Origin of the sequence: Pseudovibrio sp. Ad26 (assembly GCF_001623285.1) — a bacterium.
Taxonomy (GTDB): Bacteria; Pseudomonadota; Alphaproteobacteria; order Rhizobiales; family Stappiaceae; genus Pseudovibrio; species Pseudovibrio ascidiaceicola.
Genome location: NZ_LMCE01000047.1, coordinates 40046 through 57873, shown reverse-complemented (window position 1 = coordinate 57873; position 17828 = coordinate 40046). Strand labels below are relative to the sequence as shown.

At 54.7% G+C, this 17828-nt stretch carries 14 protein-coding genes; 3 read left to right on the top strand and 11 right to left on the bottom strand.

The genetic code is table 11. From position 1 onward, the window contains the following. The first annotated feature begins 87 nt into the window (after nucleotides 1-87). Nucleotides 88-2307 carry a type I secretion system permease/ATPase gene (locus tag PsAD26_RS06740; protein ID WP_208985547.1) on the top strand — a complete coding sequence of 740 codons (2220 nt, stop codon included), beginning with the start codon at nucleotides 88-90 and terminating at the stop codon, nucleotides 2305-2307. Next, on the top strand, nucleotides 2304-3614 hold the full coding sequence (locus PsAD26_RS06735; protein WP_063309780.1) for an HlyD family type I secretion periplasmic adaptor subunit: 1311 nt from the start codon (nucleotides 2304-2306) through the stop codon (nucleotides 3612-3614). The genes PsAD26_RS06740 and PsAD26_RS06735 overlap by 4 nt, the downstream gene beginning before the upstream one ends. Before the next feature lie 24 nt (nucleotides 3615-3638). Here the strand turns inward: PsAD26_RS06735 and nagA are convergent, their stop codons facing one another. From nagA to PsAD26_RS06685, 10 genes are all read right to left on the bottom strand, one after another. Next, nucleotides 3639-4784 (bottom strand): N-acetylglucosamine-6-phosphate deacetylase, encoded by a 1146-nt coding sequence (nagA, locus tag PsAD26_RS06730; protein WP_063309779.1) that lies wholly within the window; start codon nucleotides 4782-4784, stop codon nucleotides 3639-3641. Then, entirely contained in the window at nucleotides 4781-6094 is a 1314-nt protein-coding gene (locus tag PsAD26_RS06725; RefSeq protein ID WP_063309778.1) for a class II D-tagatose-bisphosphate aldolase, non-catalytic subunit, read from the bottom strand. Before PsAD26_RS06725 ends, nagA begins: the two co-directional genes overlap by 4 nt. Continuing rightward, complete coding sequence (locus tag PsAD26_RS06720) at nucleotides 6091-7026, bottom strand: ROK family protein (protein ID WP_063309777.1); 936 nt, start codon at nucleotides 7024-7026, stop codon at nucleotides 6091-6093. The genes PsAD26_RS06725 and PsAD26_RS06720 overlap by 4 nt, the downstream gene beginning before the upstream one ends. A gap of 1 nt (nucleotide 7027) precedes the next feature. Further along, on the bottom strand, nucleotides 7028-8134 hold the full coding sequence (locus PsAD26_RS06715) for an SIS domain-containing protein (RefSeq protein WP_063309776.1): 1107 nt from the start codon (nucleotides 8132-8134) through the stop codon (nucleotides 7028-7030). Nucleotides 8135-8154: 20 nt separating this feature from the next. Further along, nucleotides 8155-9165, bottom strand: a complete 1011-nt coding sequence (locus tag PsAD26_RS06710; RefSeq protein ID WP_063309775.1) for an SIS domain-containing protein — start codon at nucleotides 9163-9165, stop codon at nucleotides 8155-8157. Beyond that, complete coding sequence (locus tag PsAD26_RS06705; protein ID WP_063309774.1) at nucleotides 9162-10346, bottom strand: Gfo/Idh/MocA family oxidoreductase; 1185 nt, start codon at nucleotides 10344-10346, stop codon at nucleotides 9162-9164. The genes PsAD26_RS06710 and PsAD26_RS06705 overlap by 4 nt, the downstream gene beginning before the upstream one ends. A gap of 9 nt (nucleotides 10347-10355) precedes the next feature. Then, on the bottom strand, nucleotides 10356-11456 hold the full coding sequence (locus tag PsAD26_RS06700; RefSeq protein ID WP_063293648.1) for an ABC transporter ATP-binding protein: 1101 nt from the start codon (nucleotides 11454-11456) through the stop codon (nucleotides 10356-10358). Nucleotides 11457-11518: 62 nt separating this feature from the next. Continuing rightward, a complete protein-coding gene (locus PsAD26_RS06695; RefSeq protein WP_063293647.1) occupies nucleotides 11519-12739 on the bottom strand; it encodes a sugar ABC transporter substrate-binding protein in 1221 nt (406 codons plus the stop codon). Between the two features lie 40 nt (nucleotides 12740-12779). Beyond that, on the bottom strand, nucleotides 12780-13622 hold the full coding sequence (locus PsAD26_RS06690) for a carbohydrate ABC transporter permease (protein WP_057463806.1): 843 nt from the start codon (nucleotides 13620-13622) through the stop codon (nucleotides 12780-12782). Nucleotide 13623: 1 nt separating this feature from the next. Then, nucleotides 13624-14502 (bottom strand): sugar ABC transporter permease, encoded by an 879-nt coding sequence (locus tag PsAD26_RS06685; RefSeq protein WP_208985581.1) that lies wholly within the window; start codon nucleotides 14500-14502, stop codon nucleotides 13624-13626. Between the two features lie 387 nt (nucleotides 14503-14889). On the opposite strand from PsAD26_RS06685, the gene PsAD26_RS06680 reads away from it, so the two are divergent. Further along, nucleotides 14890-15657 carry a GntR family transcriptional regulator gene (locus PsAD26_RS06680; RefSeq protein WP_063309772.1) on the top strand — a complete coding sequence of 256 codons (768 nt, stop codon included), beginning with the start codon at nucleotides 14890-14892 and terminating at the stop codon, nucleotides 15655-15657. 47 nt (nucleotides 15658-15704) lie between these two features. Here PsAD26_RS06680 and PsAD26_RS06675 read toward each other — a convergent pair whose 3' ends face one another. Further along, the gene (locus PsAD26_RS06675) at nucleotides 15705-17624 is read right to left on the bottom strand and encodes a family 20 glycosylhydrolase (protein ID WP_063309771.1); all 1920 of its coding nucleotides are present in this window, start codon (nucleotides 17622-17624) and stop codon (nucleotides 15705-15707) included. Nucleotides 17625-17828 lie beyond the last annotated feature (204 nt).

The following is a 17828-nucleotide window of genomic DNA, read 5'->3' as shown; positions in this document are numbered from 1 at the left end:
TCGCAAGAAGACCAAACAAAGCGTGGCCCCTCGAAAAAAACAAGTAAATGAAACTGCGATTACTGTCATAAATCAAGGGAACACGCCGTGAGTGATTTTCGCTTGTCCAGCCCTCATGCCCTCAATACTGAGGAAGGTAGCCATCCAATGCATGAGGTGCTGGACGCCCTGATTGAAAGCATCGCTTATGTCTCCCGCGCCCATGGGAATTTCCTCAGTAAAACAGCGCTGACTGCCGGGCTTCCGCTGATCAATGGGCGGTTACAATTCTCTCAGGTAGAAAAAGCCTCCGAGAATTGTGGGTTACAAGCCGAAAAGCAACAGATTGCTCTTAGCAAGATCTCCAGCAGCAGCCTTCCGTGTCTGTTGGTGTTTCATGACAGAGCCTTGCGCCTGCTGGTGGGTTATGACGCAGCCACACGGCAGGCTAAACTGCTGGACCCGTTGGACTTGGAAAGACCGCAGTATCTCAGCTTGGATATTTTGCAGCGCGCGTACTCCGGGTATGCGATCCTGTTTTCATCTCTTCATGCACGTGACAGCAGTGGGCAGGTTCATCAAGACAACAAGCATTGGTTCTGGTCCGAATTCACGCGGTTCTGGCCTGACTATGGAAATGTTGCGCTCGGGACCTTGCTGATCAACTGCCTTGCCCTCGCCTCTCCCTTGTTCATCATGAATGTCTATGACCGCATCCTGCCCAACTTCGCTGTGGCGTCGCTATGGGCTCTGACGATTGGCGTGGCGTTGGCACTGGCGGGAGATAGTTTGCTGAAGGTGGCGCGATCGTCCATCCTCAACAGCCTTGGTAAAAAGGCAGATCAGCGGCTGGCTTCCAAGATTTTCTCTCATGTGCAGAACATTGACTTTTCTGCCAAAACCAAGAGTGCCGGAGAATATGCCGGGACTGTTCATGACTATGAAAAGCTCCGTGAGTTCTTCAGCTCAACAGCCTTGATCGCCCTGCTAGACTTCTGCTTTGTCGGGCTTTTCGTCTGTATCCTGTTTTTTATCGTTGGCCCCATTGCTTGGATCCCTCTACTCGCTGTGCCCGTGGTTTGCCTGCTTAATCTGGCTGCTCAATTACCTTTGGAGCGAACTGTTCAAGCCTCAAGCCTTGAAGGGAACAAGCGGCAGAACATTTTGATGGAGACATTGGGCGGGCATGAGACTGTGCGTGCCCTAAATGCAGAAGCCCACATGCAATCCCGCTGGGAGCAGTCCGTTGACCGCAGCAGCGAGATCCTGTTGCAGAGCCGTCATTGGTCCAATCTGGCGATGGTGGGAACAGGGCATGTGCAAGGCATGGTGTCGGTGTTGATTATTGTCTGGGGCGTCTATCAGGTTGAGGCAGGTGCTGTGAACATGGGCGGGCTGATTGCTGCGATGATGCTGTCATCCCGTGTGTTGGCGCCAATCTCTTCTATCGCCAATGCGTTGGTCCGGTTTCGTCAAGTCCTGCACAGCTATCGTCAGCTTGGAGATCTCCTAAGCCAGCCAACAGAACGCAAGACAGGGAAAGCAACTGCGAACCTGCGTCACTGTCGTGGTGAAGTCCAGTTTCAAAATGTCAGTTTCTCCTATCCGCTCAGTGAAAAAGCCAGCCTGACCCGTTGCAATTTCTCGATTGAGCCGGGAGATACGATTGGGCTGGTTGGGTGTGTCGGGTCCGGCAAATCGACTGCGGGGCGGCTGATGAGTGGGCTTCGGTATCCTTCCGAGGGGGCTGTTCTCATTGATGGTATTGATACGCGCCAGTTTGATCCCACAGACCTGCGCCATTTTGTTGGATACCTGTCTCAGGACAACACGTTGTTTCAAGGCACGTTGAGAGACAATCTTTGCCTTGGGTTACCTCATCTTTCCAACGAGGAGATTGAGGAGGTTTGCCATGTAACGGGGCTGCATAGCCTCGTGAACAGACATCCGGCTGGTTACAATCTGATTGTCGGTGAAAACGGGGCTGCGCTTTCTGGCGGGCAGCGGCAATGTGTGGCTTTGGCTCGTGTTCTTTTGCGCAAACCTAAGATCCTGTTTCTGGATGAACCCTCCAGTCAGCTGGACCTTTCCGCTGAGCAGCGGTTGCTGCGTGGCTTGCGGCGCTATAACAACGGATCACTGACGCTCATTATCAGCACGCACCGTCCATCCCTCCTGAAGCTCACCAATCGGCTAATCGCTCTGGATCAAGGCCGTATCATTGCAGATGGGCCGAGCGAGGAAGTGAAGCAGTCCATGCAGCAACCGCGTCTGCATGAAGTGCCGCAGCCTGCACAGGTGCCGATTGAGGAAAGGCTGAGAGCATGAAGGGCTGGTCGCTTCCCGTTACACCGCTGCATTTGCCAGAGTTTCACAGCCCAAAGCAGTCCAGAGTTCTGATCTTCTCATGTGCCGCAATTATGCTGTTGTTGTTCGTCTGGTCAGCATTTGCGCATGTGGAGGAAGTCACGCGAGGCAACGGGCGCATCATCCCTTCACGCCAGATGCAGGTTGTGCAAGCACCCGAGCGCGGGATTGTCTCTGAGGTATTGTTCTATGAGGGTGAAATCGTAGAACAAGGGGCTGTTTTGGTGAAGTTGGACAATACCGGCTTTTCCTCGCAGCTGGGGGAACTTCAGCAGAAGAAATATGCATTGCAGGCTCGCCTTGCACGGTTGACCGCTGAGGCTCGTCAGGCAAATCTGGCGCTTGATCTTTCAAACACGCCTGCCGACATCGCTGCGTTTTTGCAGCGGGAACTCGCGGTATACAAGGCCCGCAAAGAGCAGCTCACCGCGGAAGTTGCAGTGCTTCGAAGTCAGTTCAGCCAAAAAGAGCAGGATCTGAAGCAGCTTGAAGCTGAAGCGCAGATGCTAGGTGCCAACCTCACCCTTATTGCGCGGGAGCTGGAGATCAACCAGCAGCTCTATAAACGTGGTGTGCTGCCTGAAATCGAGTTTTTGCGGCTCAAGCGGCAGTACACAACTCTGGAGGGAGAACGGCAGATGCTGGAGGCTTCTCTTGCAAGTGCCCGCTCTGCCAAGGAAGAAGTTCTACAGAAGGTAGCTTCCGCGCAGACGGCGTTTGCCTCTCAGGCACAGTCGGATCTGGTGGCGACCAAAGCGGAACTTGCTGTGATTGAGGAGCGGCTGCGCGGGGCGGAGGATCGGGTGCATCGCAGTGCGTTGGTGGCACCAGTGCGCGGGGTGATCAACAAACTTAATGTCAGTACCATCGGCGCGGTGGTTCAGACTGGTGAGCCACTGATAGAGATTGTTCCGCTGGAAGATACTTTGCTGATTGCTGCAAAAATCCAGCCGCAACATGTGGCCTTCCTGCATCCGGGTCAGGATGTGAGCGTGAAGATCACGGCCTATGATTATTCTATTTATGGCGGATTGGACGGAGTGTTGGAGCGGATCAGTCCAGACACCTCAGAGGACGAGCGGGGACAGGCGTTTTTCAAGGTGATTGTGCGGACCAAGCAAAACCATCTGGGATCAGAGGAGAACCCACTGCCCATCACGCCGGGCATGACGGCCAGCATTGACATCCTGACAGGCGAGAAGAGCGTGCTGAGCTACATCGCCAAACCGCTGCTTAAGGTGAAGGCAGAGGCACTTCGCGAGCGGTAATGCGGAGGCTTCCCCCGCAGAAAACTAGAGCATATGCGAGAGGAACGAAAAGGATTTGTAGTCTGGCGCGATCAGCAGCATATCACTTAGACCGGTGTTTCGTAGAGAAGCCACGGACTGTTGAAGTCCCAACAAGGCAGCTGGATTGGACAGGCCCATTCGCAGCACTTCTTCTGCCGGGAACTGAAGCTTCGTTATCATGCGAGCTACAGAGTCCAGCATGGTGACATGTGCCCCCGCCAAAGAACCGGCTTTGTTGATGAGCTTGCCGTCTTCCAGATAGACCTGATGACCGTAAAGGTTGAAGTTTTCCGGTCCGCCGACAGTTGGCATGGCATCGCTTATAATGATCATATGATCTTTGACAGGGCGCGCACGAATGGCAAGGCGGAGCATATCGTCGGCGACGTGATGCCCGTCTACGATCAGCGAGCAATAGGCGGTGCTGTTGATGCCCGTTCCAACTGCACCGGGCTCTCGGTTGACCATCTGGGACATGCCGTTGAACAGGTGTGTGAAGAGGTTTGCGCCCTCTTCCAAAACAGGTTTGATCTGCGCCGCGCCTGCATCGGTGTGGCCAATAGAGACCACCGCACCCATCTCAACCAGTCTGGCAACATCGCCTTTTGCAACACCTTCTGGTGCGACTGTCATCAAAACAGGGATGTCCCGATCCCGCAGATCGCGTACCAGTTGTAAACTGCGCTCGTTGAGTGGGCGAACCCAGCTCGCTTCATGGGTGCCTTTGCGTTCCACACTGATGTGCGGGCCTTCGATATGAATGCCTTTGATGCCATGAGTGCCGTAAGCATCCTTCATGGCTTCAACAGCTTCCTCCAGCACATTTGGTGCATCGGTGATGACTGTTGGTAGCAAGGCTGTGGTACCGAACTGACGGTGCGCATCCGCAATGGCAGCCAGACCTTCTGGAGTTGGAGAGGTGTTGTAAAGAACCCCACCGCCACCGTTGATCTGGATATCAAAGAAGCCCGGTGTGATGAGGCCAGAGAGTTTTTTCACGGTCGCATCGGCGGGCAACTGGTCTGCTGAAGACAGGCCAACGCATTTGCCATTCACGAGATGAATGGCGGTATCGGTCAGCAGGTTCTGGCCATCAAACAGCTGATCTGGACACAGCCAGATATCTTGGTTGCCCGGTGCGGTGCTCATAGAGCCTCCTCAAGCTGAGGTGTCTCAACTCTCTCAAAGAAATATGGGTCCAGTGCCTGCTGGATTTCAGCAATCACCAGCGCCTTCTCTATGCCAAAACCGTGGCTCTGCAAAGCCCGTGCACGTTCAACAGTGCGAGATGCAAACAGTTGAAGCAGCAGCGTTTCTGGAATCTCATGGGTTTGTAAGGCGGCAAAGAGTGCCTTTAGGGCATCCTGTACCTTCTCCTGAGGCCAGTAATAGCGGATGCGATCTGCATAACTGAAGTGACGCAGCAAGCGCAGTTCCTGATCAGATCCCTGATAGTGAGAGCTCCAATATTTGGGCTCTGACAGCATTTCTGTTTCCAAAATCTTCGAGATTTTTGGTGCTGTTCGTTTGTCTTCTTCCAGCCAATCCAGCATCTGGTCCAGCGCGTAGATGGCCTGCCTGTAGGCGAAGGTGAGCGCAGGGCCGACTTTCAGGATAGCAAAGCCCATGTGGGCAAGGCGTGGGAAAGCGCTGTCCAGCTGGTAGTCGGTGCTGTGCGCTTCGAAGACTACATTCTGGAACGGGTCAAGCGCTGCTCGCAGAGCTTTGCCGTCATCTGCTGGTAGATGGTCGATGTGGAAGGGTGAGAACTCGACGCCCGGCTGCACGACAAGGCCGCAGATGCGGTCTTTGGCATCCTGCAAGCCCAGCTCATCGAACTTATCAAAATGCATTTGCAAGGTACGGGAGGCACGCGCGGGTGGGGTTGGCTCAATGCTATGAGCCTCGCCTTCTTCACGCGCGCCTCCGGGAGGAGGAACTTCCGTACCGACGATGTAGTTGAGGCGGCTTGGGTCTGGTGCAAACTCTTCGCAGATCGCAGCCAGTTCCGCAGCGCGGCTGGCGCTTAGTGCGTCACCAACCTGAGCCTCTTCACCTGCGCACCCTTCTGAGCAATCCAGATGGATTTTGGTGAAACCAGCCTGCACGTAGGCTTTCATCAGCTCTTTGGCTTTTGCCATGGCCTGATCGGCAGACATGGAGCGCCAGGCTTGCGGGCCTAGGTGGTCACCGCCGAGGATGAGCGCGTCCTCCGGCAATCCGGCAATGGCGCAAATGCCTTTGACATAGCTGACGAAATCAGCAGGCTTCATACCTGTGTAGCCACCGTCCTGATTGACTTGGTTGCTGGTCGCTTCCAGTAGTAGGGTCGTGCCTTTTTCTGCTGCGAGCAGAGCAGCAGCAAGGATGACATCCGGCTGCGCGGAGCAGATGGAGGGAAGCGCGGCTCTGGCGCCTGCACGGTTGGCAGTGATCACCTCAAGCAAAGGGTTGCTCATGACGGCTCCTCCAGTCTTTGATAGTTTTGGACCGCAGCAAGCGCTGCTCCGCGTGTCCCACTGCTGTCACCATATTCCGCAACACGGATTTCTGGTGGCTCAGTCTGGTCCAGCAAGTGGCCCGGCAGAGCTTCGGAGATGATCTGGTCGATATTCGGGATCTTGGAAAGGCCACCGCCGAGCACAATGCAGTCCGGATCTACCGTGCATTGGAGCGCTGCTACCAGTTCAGCCGCGATACGGGCCCACATGCGCATGACTTCCTGCATCAGCGGATCACCAGCAGCGGCTGCCGTGGTGATGGTCTTCGCATCGGCTTCTTTGCCGGTGACGTGTTTCGCTAAGCGGCGCATGCCGGGGCCAGCGAGGTAGGTTTCGAAACAGCCAGTGCGACCACAGCCGCATTCGATAGCGTCGAGCCCTAGTTCCTTCATGGTCATGTAGGGAATGCCGAGATGACCAAACTCACCAGCCGCACCATTCAGACCCGAGATCAACGTGCCGGTGGAGCAATAGCCTCCGCCAACACCTGTGCCGATGATCAGGCCGAAGACGCTGGCATAGCTGCGGCCTGCGCCCAACATGGCTTCAGAAAGGGCAAAGCAGTTACAGTCGTTTTCAAACGCGACGGCTCTGCCCAGTTTATCGATCAGGTCCTGATGGACCTTCCGACCCGAGGCGAGCAGGTTGGCAGTGAGGAACTTGCCGGTTCGTTTGGAATGGAAGCCGGGAATGCCAACGCCCACCGGCAAGCCTTTTGAGCCTGAGGTTTCTTCCAGCCATACGACCATCTCGCAGAGCGCATCAACCAGATTTTCGTAGGAATCATGCGGCGTTGGGATACGCTTGGTTTCAACCAAGGCCCAGTCCTCATCAAAGGCTGTTGCCTCGATTTTGGTGCCACCCAGATCAATGCCGCCAGCTCGAACCATATCAGGCCTCTTCCAATGCGTAGAGCTTGACGCCAGAGACAACGCGGGTCAGCGTGCCCTGCCCTTCAAACGGATTGTCGACGTTGAAACCAAGCTTGTCAGACCAAGCCACACCCAGCCACTGGGCAATGAGTACATGGAGCACGGACATCCAGCCATCCTCCAGTTTGCATGGAATGTGCACATCTGCCTTTGCAGAATTGCCAATGGCGATGACTGTGTGCTCGCCGAACTGCGCCCTCACCTCGTCTGCCAGATCCTCATCGTAACGGCGGGAATGCAGGTTGTTGGAGAGGAACACGAAGACCTGGGTCTGGTCATCGACAAAGGACTTTGGTCCGTGACGGAAGCCGAGGGAGCTATCCCAGATAGACGGGATTTTTCCTGCAGCCAGCTCCATCACTTTGAGCGCACTTTCGCGGGCAACGAAGGCAAGCGGGCCGGAGCCTACGAAGACGGCGCGCTGGGGGATGGTGAGTTTGTCTGCCAGTTGATCCGCTTGCGTCAACACAATCTCAGCTGCATGGCTGATCTCATTCATGTTGGCGGTGAATTCTTCCGGTGTTTCCTGCCCGAAAACTGCCATGGCTGTCAGGATCATGGTAGTGAAACTGGAGGTCATAGCGAAGCCGCTGTCGTGGCATTCATCTGGCAGAACGATAGCACCTTGGCTGGCCTTTGAAGCAGGCTGGCGGGTCGCCAGTGCGCTGTCCTTGTTGCAGGTGATGTTCAGCCGTGGGGCTTCGGGGAAGATCGCATCCAGCAGGTCCAACGTGCCTATGGACTCGGTGGAGTTGCCGGAACGACCGAAGGAAACGACCAGCGGAATGACACCGTTGCGTTTAAACGCATGCGGGGCACTGACGAGATCAGTTGAAGGAACTGAGCGCATTGGCAACACGGAGTTTGCATCCAGTGCTCTGCAGAGAAGGTCGCCGATATAAGCGGATGTGCCTGCCCCACAGAACCAGACTTCCGTAGCCCCGGAGTTGACCACCCACTCGCTCAGCTCACTTAAGGATGCAGCGAGTTCCTGCCCCCAGCTTGCCCAGATTTGCGGTTGCGCCTGAATTTCGCGCGTAGTTGCCCATTTGGTCAGATCAACCATCGCAGCATTCCTTCATAAAATCAAATAGTTACAGTTACCTTAGAAAGTGTTTCCGGTTGGTCTGGGTCCAGACCCAACTGGAGAGCAGTTTCCAAAATCACTGGGTACAATGCACGCAGCAGCATGGCCGAGCTTGCTGCGGGGGTAAGGCCCTGCGCACCAACAGTTTCTGGTGTCAGGCGGAAAACATTTGCGCCGACAGAGCGGAACCGCTCTTCAGCCAGGCTCAGACTCTGGTTGCTGACCTCTTCTCCCGTATCCAGAATGAGAACACACAGCGGTTTTGTGGCCAGTTGCAGCGGACCGTGCAGCACTTCAGCAGCGGAATACGCTTCTGCATGAATGGCTGTTGTTTCCTTCAGTTTCAACGCAACTTCCTGCGCTGCGCCGAACCCACACCCGCGCCCGATCACATACACATGCGGCGTGGACTTCACAGCCTCGATGATCTCGTCAGCCTGCTCAAGTTTCGCCTCAGCGCTGGCCAGCATGGCTTTTGCTGCTGCTTCACAGGCTTTAGCGTAGTCTGGTTTGAGGGCTGCCAGCAGAGCCATTCCGGCGGCAATGGTGCAGATAACTGTTTTGGTGGCTGGAACGGCTTGTTCCAGCCCTGCTTTGATATCGACACAGGCGTCCGTTTCAATTGCCAACGGAGAACCCGGTGTGTTTGTGATGGCGAGCGTTTTACCGCCGCCGCTTTTAAACCCGATTGCAGCACTGACCAGATCCTTACTTCCTCCGGATTGGGAGAAAATAAGTGCGCCAGCATTGCCCAACTGCAATCCATTCCCCAGGCTGAACACAGAGGGCGGCAGTGTTGTTACCGGCTTTTGCAGTTCGGCCATTAGTTCATAGGAGATCAAGTTGGCGGCTGCATCTGAGCTTCCACGCGCAATGGTGTAGAACGTGTCGAGCTTGTCCAGCGCTGCTGCTTTGACACTCTCTGTGAGGTCCTGACGGACCCCTTCTGCGAATGCCGGAATTGCCTGATCTATCTCAGCGCGCATGTACGCGCCGGGGAGTTTGGTCACTGTATTGATTCCATCTTTTTTGTTGTTGCTGCGGTTTCTCGCAGGTTGAAACTATCGAATTTCTGCCAATAGGACGTCAGGTCCACGACCTGACCGATTGTGCGCGCCTGATCGAGAGCCAGTGCGGCAACGCCTGCTTCCAGCGCATCCACGACGGAAACTGGCAGGCTGTCCATTTCACCGCGCAGATAGGCGCAGAGGTCCTGACACATCATGTCATCAGCGCCGTAGTGTGCGCCGGGGCGGTCGATGGACTTGTTGTAATCTTCATCCACCAATGTGCCGCGGGTGTGGGCATCGGTCACTTTCAGGTAACCGCGCACGAAGTCACCTTCTGCCATGCCCTTGGTACCAATCACGCAGAACCGGCGGTGTTCGTCCGGTACGTTGATGTTGGTGTGGAAGGCCATGGTGGCGCCGCTCTCGTATTCGAGGATCGCGGTCTGGTGATCGACGATATCGCCATCGGAGAGGAACGGGTCTTCCGCAGCTTCCCAGATGGACTCTTTAACATGATACACTTTCGTATCTGTTTCTTTTGCTGGTGCATTGCTTGGGACAAAGGACTTTCTGCCGCCAAAGCTGGCTACACGGCTTGGGCGTGAGCCGGTCACCATGTTGTAGATATCAAGATCGTGGCAGCATTTTTCCAGCATAAAGCCGCCGGAGTATTTTTCATGACGGCGCCAGTCACGCATGAAGAAAGCCCCATGATACGGCGCAATATGCTCGTTGGCCTCAATGGAAACCACATCACCGATCTGGCCAGCCGCCTGCGCTGCGCGCAGATCTCTTGCATGCTGGGCGTAGCGGAGAACCAGACCGATGAGCACCTGATCTGCACCGTGTTTGGAAAGCAGCTCTGCCAGTTCCATGGTCTCGCTCATGGAGATCACAACAGGCTTTTCTGCAAACATGCGGATGCCAGCTTCCAGCCCGAGGCGGATGTGCTCCAGATGCATATGGTTTGGAGAGCTGACGAACAACAGGTCCGCCTTTTCACCAGCCAGCATCTCTTCCAGCGTGCCGTAAGGCTTGATGGCCTCGTGGTTTCTGAGGCGTTCAATCTGGTGCGGTTTGGGGTCTACATAGGCCACCACTTCCGCTTCACTCATGTGAGCCTGCAGTCTTTCCAGAACACTGACAGCTCGCAAACCCAAACCAACAACGATGATACGCATGTGTTTCTCCTATGCCAGTTCCAGAGCACCAAGGCGTTGCAGTGCAATACCTTTTTCGTCAAAGACGTAGGCATCCTCCGGCTTGATACTGAGTTTTATAGATGTGCCTTCAGGGATCTCTGTCATGCCTGGCAAAGATGCACAAAACGCACCGTCACCCTCTACTTTACCGTAGGCGATGGAATGCGCTCCCAAGCGCTCCAGCACTTCTACATGCATGGAAACTGGTCCATTCTCATCAAGCTGCATATGCTCAGGACGGATGCCGATATCCACGTTGTCACCGGCCTTCACGCCCTCAGACGACACTGGCATGCTCATGACACCGCCATTGGCGAGCTTCACGTGCAGCATGCGGTCTTCAACACGGCTGACGATGGCGGGTAGGAAGTTCATTTTTGGATGGCCGATGAAGCCAGCCACGAATTTGTTGCGCGGGCGCAGGTACAGGTCCATCGGGGTGCCGCACTGCTCCACCACACCACCGTTGAGCACCACGATACGGTCGGCCATGGTCATGGCTTCCACCTGATCGTGGGTGACGTAAATCATTGTGGTATCGAGGCTTTTATGGAGCTTGGAGAGTTCTACACGCATGTCCCCGCGCAGCGCTGCATCAAGGTTTGAGAGCGGCTCGTCAAACAGGAACACTTTTGGATTGCGAACAATAGAGCGGCCAATGGCAACACGCTGGCGCTGACCACCGGAGAGCTGTCCCGGCTTGTGGTTCAGGCGCTCTTCCAGTTGCAGGATTGCAGCAGCCTTGTTGACGCGGTCCTTGATCTCCTCTTCCGGGCGTTTTGCGACGCGCAGCGGGAAGGCGATGTTTTCGAAAACTGAGAGGTGAGGATAGAGCGCGTAGCTCTGGAACACCATGGAGATGCCACGGTCAATAGGGTGGTCATCGGAAACGTCTTTGCCATCAATGATGATGGAGCCTTCAGAGGCTATTTCCAAACCTGCCACGATCCGCAGGAGCGTTGTTTTTCCGCAGCCAGAAGGGCCAACGAAGACGACGAATTCCTTATCCTCAATGGACAAGTTGACGTCTTTCAACACGGTTGTTGGTCCAAATGATTTTTCGATGTTTTGTAGCTGGAGCGTGGCCATAATATTCGTCTTCTCGCACTAAGGAACGGGGAGAGGCTGTCGCCAACCTCTCCGGGTTTTGCTTACTTGAACTCTTCGAGTTCTTCAGCGGCGATTGCCACCAGGTTTTCAGCGGTATCGTCTTTCAGGATGATGCCCTGAATCATGGAGTTGATGGTTGTCTGCATCGCTTTGTAATCAACAAAGAGAGGCTCCGGACCACCAGTTGGGATGGAGTCTACGAAGACTGCCCAGTATGGGTCATCCATGTAGTAAGGCTTCTCATAGCCCAGCTCTTCGTATTTCAGGATTGGTGTGAGGCCCCAACCGTCTGGTTTGTCCAGTGTGTACTGAGAGTCGCCTGTGGTCATCATGCGCGCAAATTCCATCGCCAGTTCTTCATGGCCAGAGCCTTTGAAGACAGCGAGGGAGTCAGTGATGAGAAGCGTACCGCTGACACCGCTTGGACCAGCTGGAATTGGAGCAGCCTTGGTGGTGATGCCTTCTTTATGCTGACCGCGTGCCCAAGGGCCGTCGATGTACATGCCGACTTTGTTGTCGTTGAACAAATCGCGGACCTGCGTACGCTCAAATGCGGTTGGACCTTCCTGAGCAACTTCCACCAGTTTGCCGTAGAACTTCAGAGTTTCCAGAGTGTTCTTGGAATCCAGAGTGATTTCGTTGGTGGATGGATCGATGACCTGACCGCCGTTGGAATACAGGTAGTTAAGGAACTGGTGCATGGTGTTGTCGAAGTCTTTGCCCGTCAGACCCACACCTGCTTTACCGGTTTTGTCTTTGATGGTCTTCGCAGCTGCGTACATTTCGTCCCAGGTCTTTGGTGCTTCGCATGCAAGACCGGCTTCTTCGAAGATGTCACAGTTGAGGAACAGACCCTTGGTGGAAAATGCACGCGGGAAGCCCCAGAACTTGTCGCGATAGCTCACGGTGTTCAAAACGCCCGGCTGATAGGCTTTCTGCTGATCTTCAGAGATCTTCACATCAACAACGAGGTCGTTGTCTGCCAGCTGTTTGAGCGTACGAGAGCCCATGTAGGACACAGATGGCGGGCTGCCTGCGGATGCAAGTTTCAAAGACTTATCCTGACAGGTGCCCCATGGAAGGCTTTCCATGTTGACGGTGTTGCCGGGATGGGCGGCTTCAAATGCGGCAATAACCTTGCGATCTTCATCCAACCCGTTGTCCCCACAGCGGATGAAATGTAGTTCAGCTGATTGTGCAGATGTTGCTGCCATCATTGCGCCTGCCCCTGCAGCCGCTGCAAATAGTAGTTTGGTTCTCATGGTTTCTCCTCCCAGTAGTAACCATTGACACTTTTAAAAATCACTCCTTGATCGCACCGGCTGTGAGGCCGGCCACCAAGTAGCGTTGTAAAAATAGGAAAATTACGAGTACGGGCAGTATTCCAACAATGCTTGCTGCCATCATCTGGTTCCATTTGACTGACTGATAGCCAATGAACTCGAGGATGCCCGCTGGCAGAGGCATGAACTCCTTGACGCTGTTGAACGTGATCGCGAACAGGAACTGCTGTGCGTAGGCTGACAGGAACACAGCCACACCCACCACAATGAGACCGGGAACCGCCAAAGGCAGAACAACGCGGCGCAGAGTGTACAGACGGCTGGCGCCATCCATGAAAGCTGCTTCTTCCAGTTCGCGCGGGATTTTCTCCAGATAGGATTTCAGGAGCCAGATTCCCATTGGCACCAGAAACGCTGCACCGGGAACAATCATGGCGAAGTAGGTGTTCAGCAGGCCGTAGTTTCTCAGGAGCTTGTACAGCGGAATAAGCAGGACAGCACCGGAGAACATGTTAACCGCCAGAAAGATGCCGAGGCTGAGTGATTTGCCTTTGAAATCAAACCGGGCATAGGCATAAGCGGCGGGAATGACGAACGCCAAAGCCAGAGCTGTCACCGAGATGGAGATCAGCATGCTGTTTGCGATGTAGCGCGGCAGCATTGGCACTGTCTCCCACATCTGGGAGTAGGCTTTGAACGAGAAGTCGTCTGACCAGAACTGGTAGGGCGAGCGGAACAGGTGTTCCAGTGGCCGCAGCGAGGTCATGAACATCTCAAAAAACGGCAGCAGAATGAAGCCGAGGAATAGCACCACGCAGAAGTAGAGAAATACTTTATGTGGCAGCGAGTAACGATCCATCATTTTAGGCTGCCTCGAAACGTTTTTTGATCTGGTGAAGTGCGAACAGATAGACCAGCGAGAACACGCTAAGCAGTGTCACCACGATCACAGCACGGGCAGCCCCCTGCCCGAACTTGAAGTTTGCAATGGCCATCTTGTAGGTGTCGATGATCAGCGTTGTGGTTGCGTTGCGCGGACCGCCTTCCGTCAAGATCCAGATGATCTCAAAGGAGTTGAAGGTCCAGATGATCGACAGGATCGACATGGTGATGATCACCGGCAGAATTTGCGGAATGGTGATGCGGCGGAAGCGGTACCAACGGGATGCCCCGTCCACATAGGCTGCTTCATACAAATCGCGCGGCACACCCTGCATGGCTGCCAGCATGAAGATGGTCACCATGGGCAGGCCGACCCAGACATCGGTCACAACGGCGGAGTAAAACGCGCTTTGTTTGTAGGCGAGGAACTCAAACGGGCCATCCAGAATGCCTACGTATTGCAAGGCTCCTGAGATGATGCCGAAGTGGCCGTTGTAGAGCCACAACCAGCCGAAACAGCCAATCGCAACAGGCACAATCCACGGCGGCATGACCAGCATGCGGAACAGCCCCCGCCCCGGAATTGCCGCATTGAGCAGCGTTGCGCCAATCAGACCGAAAATGATTTTGAATGAGACAGACAGGAACATCCAATAGAACGTTCTGGACACTGTCTGACCGAATTTACGAGAGCTGAGCAGCTTCTCATAGTTGGCAGTGCCGATGTAGGCTTCGCCGCCAATGTTGGCGTTGGTGAAAGACAAACGGACTGTCTCTACCAGCGGCCAGGCCACGACTAATACGAGATACAATGCTGCCGGAGCAATCAGTAGCCATGCAAAGGTTGCCTGTGAGCGCATAAGCCCTTGCAGCATCCCTTGTTTCTTTTGTGCCGAACCGCCGCGCTCGCCCTGATAAGGCAGCAGGTCCCCTGACGCATGTGTCATGCGCTCTCCCCAATTCCCAAAGGTGATCGCTTGTCACTCGCCGCTTGCGTCTTGTTATCGCCAGGGAGACGAACCGCGTGTTTTTTGCGAGCACCAAAATAATACCAAAACAAATCCATTTGTCTACCATTTCAGTACCTCCTGTGAAATATTTCTGTTTCAGACGAAAAAACTCCGATTTTTCAAGAAAATCGCAAGGGGATAAGCTTCATTTCTTTCATTGGTATCCCATCGGTATTGTTTTGCATTGGTATCAAAAAGGTATTATAGATAATACGGATTCACATAAAGAAGAGCAGAATGAGCGCACAAGAAGATACCCATACCGATCTGTTCTCAACGACATCCTGGCAGCAGAGGAGTGGCGGTCCACGCTACTTACAGCTTTACCGACACCTTGAATCTGCCATTAAAGATGGACGGTTAGCAGCGGCGACCACTCTGCCGGCAGAGCGTGAGCTGGCGACACTGACCGGGCTGTCCCGCGTGACGATTCGCAAAGCCATTTCGCAGTTGGTGGTGGATGGTCTGGTGATTCAGCGCCGGGGCTCAGGTTCTTATGTGGCTCCGCAGATGAAGCGCATGGAGCAGTCCTTGTCGGCGCTTACCAGCTTTACCGAGGACATGCAGCGGCGCGGGAAGACATCCTCCTCCGAGACGCTGTCCTGCGGGATTTATCTTCCCTCACCTGAGGAAATTGTTGCGCTTGGGCTTGCGTCTGACGGTCAGGTTTCGCGGATTACCCGTCTGCGCCGTGCGGATGGCATTCCTCTGGCGATTGAGACCAGTTCGCTCTCAACCGAGTTTGTGCCTGATCCATCGCGGATTGAAACGTCGCTCTATGAAAAATTGTCGTTGGAAGGCATGCGCCCTTCCCGTGCTATTCAGCGCATCTCAGCCTGCAAGCTGACAGAAGAGCAAGCTGCCTTGCTGGAAGTTTGTGAGGGGGATGCCGCGCTTTATATTGACCGCACTGCCTACCTGCCGAGTGGCCGAGTGATTGAGCTGACAACGGGCGTGTATCGCGGTGATATCTATGATTTCGTTGCAGAATTGCGCAACGCGTAAGATGCAAAAAGCCCCGCTGCCAAGGTTTGGAGCGGGGTTTTTGCTGTTTAGTCTCTTACATCCTGACGCCACCCGATAGCCGAGAACAGCTTGCTGTAGCATGCCGCCTTTTGCGTGATCGTCTCTGCATCCGGCTTGTTGGCGCGAGCTGCCCAGCCAATTTCCGAAATACCCAGAATGCGCGGGGCCATCATGGTTTCCATGTTGGCATCCCGTAGGACGACCTCTGACCACAAGCAGCCCTGGGCGCCAATGATCTTGCCTTCCAGCTCTGGTTCATTTTCCGGCACCGGATCCCAGTTCACGCTGTCTGCAAGGCTGGTGATGCCGGCCCAGTTGAGGCCGATCTCATTGAAGTTGCTGGAGGGAGCGATGTCCCAATAGGCATGCGCAGCTGGGGTCATCACCACCGAGTATCCTTTACGGGCAGCTTCCAGACCCGGTCCTTGCTGTGTCCACGAGAACAGGATGGCGTCGTTGTTGATGCCTCCATTCACACCTTTGGCAGCTTCTTCCCACGCTGCGGGGCGTACCCCGAGAGTGCTGACGTAAGAGGCGAGCTTGTCCATCATCCAGCCCTGCACGTCATCCGCTGTTTTGAGGCCCTGCTCTGCCTTCAACTGTTCGATGGCAGGAGACCTGGTCCATGCTGCTGGCGGGCGCTCATCACAACCGAGGTGAAGGTGAGCGAATGGGAAGATGCCAGAGATTTCCTTGGCCAGCGTTTCCATATAGGTCCACGCTTCTGGCAAGGCGGGATTGATGGTGTTGTTCAGGTAGCCGTGAACGGAGATTTCACCGCTTTCATCCGCTGCATCGCGTAGTTCCGGGTGGATTTGAAGAACGGCCCAAGAGTGAGCGGGAACTTCGATTTCTGGCAAGACTTCGATGTTCAATGCTTTGGCGTGGTCAACCAGTCGTTTGGCGAAGGCTTTGGAATAGGTGCCGCCTTGTGGTCCGTCTGCTGCACCGTAAATGCCCGGCACGACACGACCTTCACCGCGCATGCCTGACTTCTTCCAGAGCTCCGGATAGCTGTCCACTTCCAGACGGAAGGCTTCATCATCACAGAAGTGCCAGTGGAAGCGGTTGAGTTTGAACAAGGCCAGCATATCGACAAGCCGAAGCAGTGTTTCCGGCTCGTAGTAGTGGCGTGCGCAGTCCAGATGCTGGCCGCGCCACTCAAAGCGGGGAGCATCTACGATATGGCCACAAGGAATGGCTCCACCGTAAATCAGCTTGAGATTGAGGAGTGTGATCGCACCATAGAATACACCAGCAGCGGCGGACGCTGAAAGTGTGATGCCCTCTGGCGTGATTGTGAGCTCATAGGCATCCTCCGCAAGATCTTCGTTTATGGCAAAGCGGAGGGTGACGCCATCCTCGTGCAGGAATGGTCCGATGTTGTTGCGCTCTGCGAGAGCTTCAACGGAGGCAGCACTGTCGGTTTCGCCGTCCCCCTCCCATGAGTGATCCAGCTTAAAACCGGCACTCACGTCCAACTGATTGCCGGAGGGTTTCCAGCTTTGCGGGGCTGGGACGAGCATGAGTTGATCAGATAAAGGATCGGCTTGCTGCTCTGGCAACTTGGTGCTGAAAGCCTGATCGATGCCGCGTGGTGCAATCTGCACTGGCAGGATACTGCCGTCCTCCAGACGCAGATAGGCGCCTTTTGGAAGCCAACTGCGGTTGGACGGGTTCATATTGCGCTTGTACTTGAGTGTAAACGCGAGTGCTTGGCCTGTTCCAAGAACATCTCTGTCGAAGCCAAGCTCAATGTAGCCCGCCGTCATTTTCTTGGAAGTGGCGCCTTCAACTACTTCGCAAGGAGCCAGCATGCTGAAGCACAGGGTGTAATTGGAGATGGGCGCATCACACTTGGCAGAGAGAATGCAGTTGACCTGCCGGTCCTCCGTTCTCCATGTTTCCATTCTGATTGTAGTATCAGCACAGGTTACAGCTTCCATGCCTGCGACTCCTCACCAATTTTTGGATGTTGCAGTGAGCACGTCGAATGCAACGGGTTGCCTGAGTGCATGTGCTAACTGCTTGAATTTGCGTCTGCTCTTGGCAGATTTTTGCGTTTCACTTCTGCAAGAACAAACACTAGCATAACTTCTTCTCAACTGGATCTGTCAACACCTTGTCACCTAAATAGATCCATATTTTAG

What these genes read in the sequence shown, in the direction of transcription:
- PsAD26_RS06700 (WP_063293648.1), bottom strand. Translation starts at nt 11,456, where the DNA reads ATGGCCACGCTCCAGCTACAAAACATCGAAAAATCATTTGGACCAACA.
- PsAD26_RS06720 (WP_063309777.1), bottom strand. Translation starts at nt 7,026, where the DNA reads ATGGTTCGAGCTGGCGGCATTGATCTGGGTGGCACCAAAATCGAGGCA.
- PsAD26_RS06725 (WP_063309778.1), bottom strand. Translation starts at nt 6,094, where the DNA reads ATGAGCAACCCTTTGCTTGAGGTGATCACTGCCAACCGTGCAGGCGCC.
- nagA (WP_063309779.1), bottom strand. Translation starts at nt 4,784, where the DNA reads ATGAGCACCGCACCGGGCAACCAAGATATCTGGCTGTGTCCAGATCAG.
- PsAD26_RS06680 (WP_063309772.1), top strand. Translation starts at nt 14,890, where the DNA reads ATGAGCGCACAAGAAGATACCCATACCGATCTGTTCTCAACGACATCC.
- PsAD26_RS06715 (WP_063309776.1), bottom strand. Translation starts at nt 8,134, where the DNA reads ATGGTTGATCTGACCAAATGGGCAACTACGCGCGAAATTCAGGCGCAA.
- PsAD26_RS06690 (WP_057463806.1), bottom strand. Translation starts at nt 13,622, where the DNA reads ATGATGGATCGTTACTCGCTGCCACATAAAGTATTTCTCTACTTCTGC.
- PsAD26_RS06675 (WP_063309771.1), bottom strand. Translation starts at nt 17,624, where the DNA reads ATGGAAGCTGTAACCTGTGCTGATACTACAATCAGAATGGAAACATGG.
- PsAD26_RS06685 (WP_208985581.1), bottom strand. Translation starts at nt 14,502, where the DNA reads ATGCGCTCACAGGCAACCTTTGCATGGCTACTGATTGCTCCGGCAGCA.
- PsAD26_RS06695 (WP_063293647.1), bottom strand. Translation starts at nt 12,739, where the DNA reads ATGAGAACCAAACTACTATTTGCAGCGGCTGCAGGGGCAGGCGCAATG.
- PsAD26_RS06735 (WP_063309780.1), top strand. Translation starts at nt 2,304, where the DNA reads ATGAAGGGCTGGTCGCTTCCCGTTACACCGCTGCATTTGCCAGAGTTT.
- PsAD26_RS06705 (WP_063309774.1), bottom strand. Translation starts at nt 10,346, where the DNA reads ATGCGTATCATCGTTGTTGGTTTGGGTTTGCGAGCTGTCAGTGTTCTG.